This is a genomic window from Herminiimonas sp., from assembly GCF_030645555.1.
GTDB lineage: Bacteria > Pseudomonadota > Gammaproteobacteria > Burkholderiales > Burkholderiaceae_D > Oxalicibacterium.
This window is the reverse complement of record NZ_JAUSME010000293.1, coordinates 1-3,698: the sequence shown is the minus strand read 5'-3', so window position 1 is coordinate 3,698 and position 3,698 is coordinate 1. Positions and strand designations below refer to the sequence as shown.

General features: G+C 55.9%; 6 protein-coding genes. 3 read left to right on the top strand and 3 right to left on the bottom strand.

Translation table 11 applies throughout. From position 1 onward, the window contains the following. The 3 genes from Q7T06_RS11285 to yacG all read left to right on the top strand — a co-directional run. A partial coding sequence (locus Q7T06_RS11285) for a dephospho-CoA kinase (RefSeq protein ID WP_304784694.1) occupies positions 1 to 349 on the top strand: 349 nt, incomplete at its 5' end. A gap of 180 nt (positions 350 to 529) precedes the next feature. Next, the gene (gene zapD, locus Q7T06_RS11280; RefSeq protein WP_304784691.1) at positions 530 to 1,285 is read left to right on the top strand and encodes a cell division protein ZapD; all 756 of its coding nucleotides are present in this window, start codon (positions 530 to 532) and stop codon (positions 1,283 to 1,285) included. Positions 1,286 to 1,299: 14 nt separating this feature from the next. Beyond that, the gene (yacG, locus tag Q7T06_RS11275) at positions 1,300 to 1,494 is read left to right on the top strand and encodes a DNA gyrase inhibitor YacG (RefSeq protein ID WP_304784689.1); all 195 of its coding nucleotides are present in this window, start codon (positions 1,300 to 1,302) and stop codon (positions 1,492 to 1,494) included. Between the two features lie 60 nt (positions 1,495 to 1,554). Here yacG and Q7T06_RS11270 read toward each other — a convergent pair whose 3' ends face one another. The 3 genes from Q7T06_RS11270 to Q7T06_RS11260 form a co-directional block, all read right to left on the bottom strand. Further along, complete coding sequence (locus Q7T06_RS11270; RefSeq protein ID WP_304784687.1) at positions 1,555 to 1,980, bottom strand: NUDIX domain-containing protein; 426 nt, start codon at positions 1,978 to 1,980, stop codon at positions 1,555 to 1,557. 71 nt (positions 1,981 to 2,051) lie between these two features. Beyond that, on the bottom strand, positions 2,052 to 2,927 hold the full coding sequence (locus Q7T06_RS11265) for an ATP-binding protein (RefSeq protein WP_304784685.1): 876 nt from the start codon (positions 2,925 to 2,927) through the stop codon (positions 2,052 to 2,054). 47 nt (positions 2,928 to 2,974) lie between these two features. Then, on the bottom strand, positions 2,975 to 3,698 hold a 724-nt coding region (locus Q7T06_RS11260; RefSeq protein WP_304784683.1), incomplete at its 5' end, for a bifunctional ornithine acetyltransferase/N-acetylglutamate synthase.

Genomic DNA, 3,698 nt, shown 5'->3' with positions numbered 1-3,698 from the left:
GATACTCCTCCCGCTGATCCGCAGTGCAACCGAAAGTGCTGCAGCGCGGGCTCAAGGCGCCTATCTGTTATTCGTCGTGCCGCTGCTGCTCGAATCCGACTTTTGGCAACAGCGTGTCAGCCGCGTGCTGGCAATCGACTGCCCGGAAGAAATGCAGGTACAGCGCGTGATACAGCGCAATGCGCTGAGCGAACAGCAAGTACGCGCGATCATCGAAACGCAGGTGCAACGCACAGTCAGGCTGGCAGCGGCCGATGACATCATCATCAACGATGGCGATACAGCAGCACTGATTCCGCAGGTGCAGCGCCTGCATGACTTGTATGTGGCGCTGGCACAGACTGAGTGAACCTTGAGCGGATTGCACAGTCTATTTGCCATGCATTTACGCTGAAACTGCATGAAATCGACGCTTGAGGCTGCAGAACACCAAACAAAATTGCCCCTGCATTTGTATTTTGTCCCCGCTTCGTTCAGAATCACACAATTAGCTCGACCCGCCCGGCTTTAACTTTTAAGGGATGCCACTTTGATTGTCTACGAATACCCTTTCAACGAGCGTATTCGCACGTTGTTGCGGTTGGAAGACCTGTACGAGAAATTCGCTTTCTTCGTCGGTCACGATCATGCGCAACATCATCACGTCGCCCTGTCCACGATTTTCGAAATGCTGGAAGTAGCCGGCCGCGCCGATCTCAAGTCAGATCTGCTGCAGGAACTGGAACGCCAGAAACAAACCCTGCTCGGCTTCAAATCCAATCCCAATGTAGAAGCAGAAATGCTGGATGCAATCCTGTTCGATCTCGACCGCATCAGTACCGCACTCATTGCCTCACAAGGCAAAGCAGGTCAGCATATCCGTGAAAATGAATGGCTGATGAGCATACGCGGCCGCACTATCATTCCGGGCGGCGCCTGCGAATTCGATTTGCCTTCGTATTACGCCTGGCAAAATGACTCGTCCGAAAAGCGCCTGGCAGACATACAAAAATGGTTTGCGCCTTTGGCACCGCTGTTCGACGCGATCGGCATGGTGCTGCGCCTGCTGCGCGAGTCCGGCCGCCCGGTAAAAATGATTGCGCAGGCAGGCAGCTATCAGCAAATGTTGCAAGGGAAGTCTTACCAGATGCTGCGCCTGAACATAGATGAAACGCTGGGCGCCATCCCGGAAATATCGGCCAACAAATACATGCTGTGGATACGCTTCACATCGCAGGATGGCGACATGAAGCCGAAGGCGTTCGAAGGCGATGTGCCGTTTGAACTGAGTTTGTGCAGCTTTTAGACTAGATTGATTTTATGGTTACGATAGTTGATTGCCCTACCTGCGGCGCCAAGGTCGAATGGTCGGAAACAAGCAAGTTCCGGCCCTTTTGTTCGAATCGTTGCAAGCAAATCGATCTGGGTGCGTGGGCCGAAGAAAAATATGTGATTCCCGTCGTCAATCCGCTCGACGATCTGGACGAAGATGCACCGCCACCGCCGCAACAATAAACACCTTCAATTGACTGGCAACATCCACTCGCTCGACAACCCGAGGCCCGGCATCGCCAGCTACTGAGTTGGTACCAGGTTCGGGTAGCGCAACCGGTCCAGCCATTCCAGCAAGGGTATCGTCGCCGGCAGCAAGGGCTCGACGCCTACACAACCCTGCCACGCAAACGCCTGATTTTCCAGGCTTTGCGGCGCCCCCCGCCAATCGCGACAGATATAGAAATGCAGATGCACATGCGCATGCGGATAGACATGCGCGACACAACACCACGGCTCTGCGGAAACCACTTCCACCCCCAGCTCTTCCAGGAATTCGCGCTTCAATGCATCGATGATGGCCTCGCCTGCCTCGACCTTCCCGCCGGGGAATTCCCAGTAACCGGCATAAGGCTTGCCGTCCGGCCGCTGGCCGAGCAAGACATCGCCATTCGGCTGCATCAGGATACCGACTGCGACATCTATCGGTGCGGAATTGTTTTCAGACATCGGGGCGACCTGGAGGATGGAAACGATACGGGGAAATCAATGGAGCTGAATGGGCATAGATGGCCGCGCATTCATTTCGGCATTTTCCCTGCATGGTCTTTCGCGAATTGCCACGCCACGCGGCCGGAACGCGAACCGCGCTGCAGGGCCCAGCGCAAGGCATCTGCCTTGGCTTCCTCGGCTTGCTGCGCATTGCAGCCGAAGTGCGCCAGCCAGTGCGCAACGATGTCCAGATAGTCGTCCTGCCGGAACGGATAGAAGGTCACCCACAGACCGAAGCGTTCGGACAGCGAGATTTTTTCTTCTACCGTTTCACCGGGGTGAAGATCACCATTGTCATCTGTTTTGTAGCTGGCGTTATCGGACATGCGTTCCGGCAGCAAATGACGACGATTCGAGGTCGCATAGATCAGCACATTATCGGATTGCGCGGAAATACTGCCATCCAGCGCCACCTTCAATGCCTTGTAGCCGCCCTCGCCTTCTTCAAACGACAGATCGTCGCAGAATATGATGAAGCGCTCAGGCCGGCCGGCAACCAGATCCACGATATCCGACAGATCACCCAGATCATCCTTATCCACTTCAATCAGGCGCAAACCCTGGGCTGCATACTGGTTCAGACAAGCCTTGATCAGCGACGATTTGCCTGTGCCGCGTGCGCCGGTCAGCAATACGTTATTCGCCGGCAAACCTTCGACGAATTGCCTGGTGTTCTGTTCTATCTGCTGTTTTTGCGTGACTATATTGTGCAGATCGTCCAGAGCGATCGGCGAAATATGTGCGACCGGCTGCAGGTAGCCGCGGGCATCCTTGCCACTGGATTTGCGCCAGCGAAAGGCGATGCCTGCATTCCAGTCCGGCGCAGCGTTAACCAGCGGCAGTATCGCTTCAAGACGGCCCAGCAAGGCTTCGGCGCGCGTTAGAAATTGTTCTAGTTGAGTCATCGGATTCAAATCAATTAACAAGGCTGGTGGCGCAAGCACCGCACATTTCAGGAACGGTAATCGGCGTTGATCGTCACATACTCATGCGACAGATCGCAGGTCCAGATGGTTGCAGCGGCAGCGCCGCGACCAAGCTGGACCCGCACCGTGATTTCGCTTTGCTTCATCACGCGCTGGCCATCCGCTTCCTGATAATCGGGATTGCGACCGCCATTTTTTGCGACCCACACATCATCCAGGTACAGGTTCAGTGTGGTGACGTCGAGATCGTCGACACCGGCATAACCGATAGCAGCCAGGATGCGGCCCAGATTCGGGTCCGAGGCAAAGAAGGCGGTCTTCACCAGCGGCGAATGCGCGATCGAATATGCGATCTTGCGGCATTCCTCGACATCCTTGCCATCCTCGACCGTCACCGTGATGAACTTGGTCGCGCCTTCGCCATCGCGCACTATCATTTGCGCCAGTTCCTGCGACAGATCCAGCACCGCTGCCGCCAGGGCTTCGTATTCCGGCGTATCGATCGCCGTGACTTCCAGCGCCGCAGTGCCGGTTGCAACCACGATGAAGGAATCGTTGGTCGAGGTATCGCCATCGATGGTGATGCAGTTGAACGAACGATCCGCCACCTGCTTGACCATGTGCTCGAGCACCGGCTGCGCGACTTTGGCATCGGTTGCCATGAAGCCCAACATGGTCGCCATGTTCGGCTTGATCATGCCGGCGCCCTTGCTGATGCCGGTCAGCGTAATCGTCTGGCCATTGATCTGG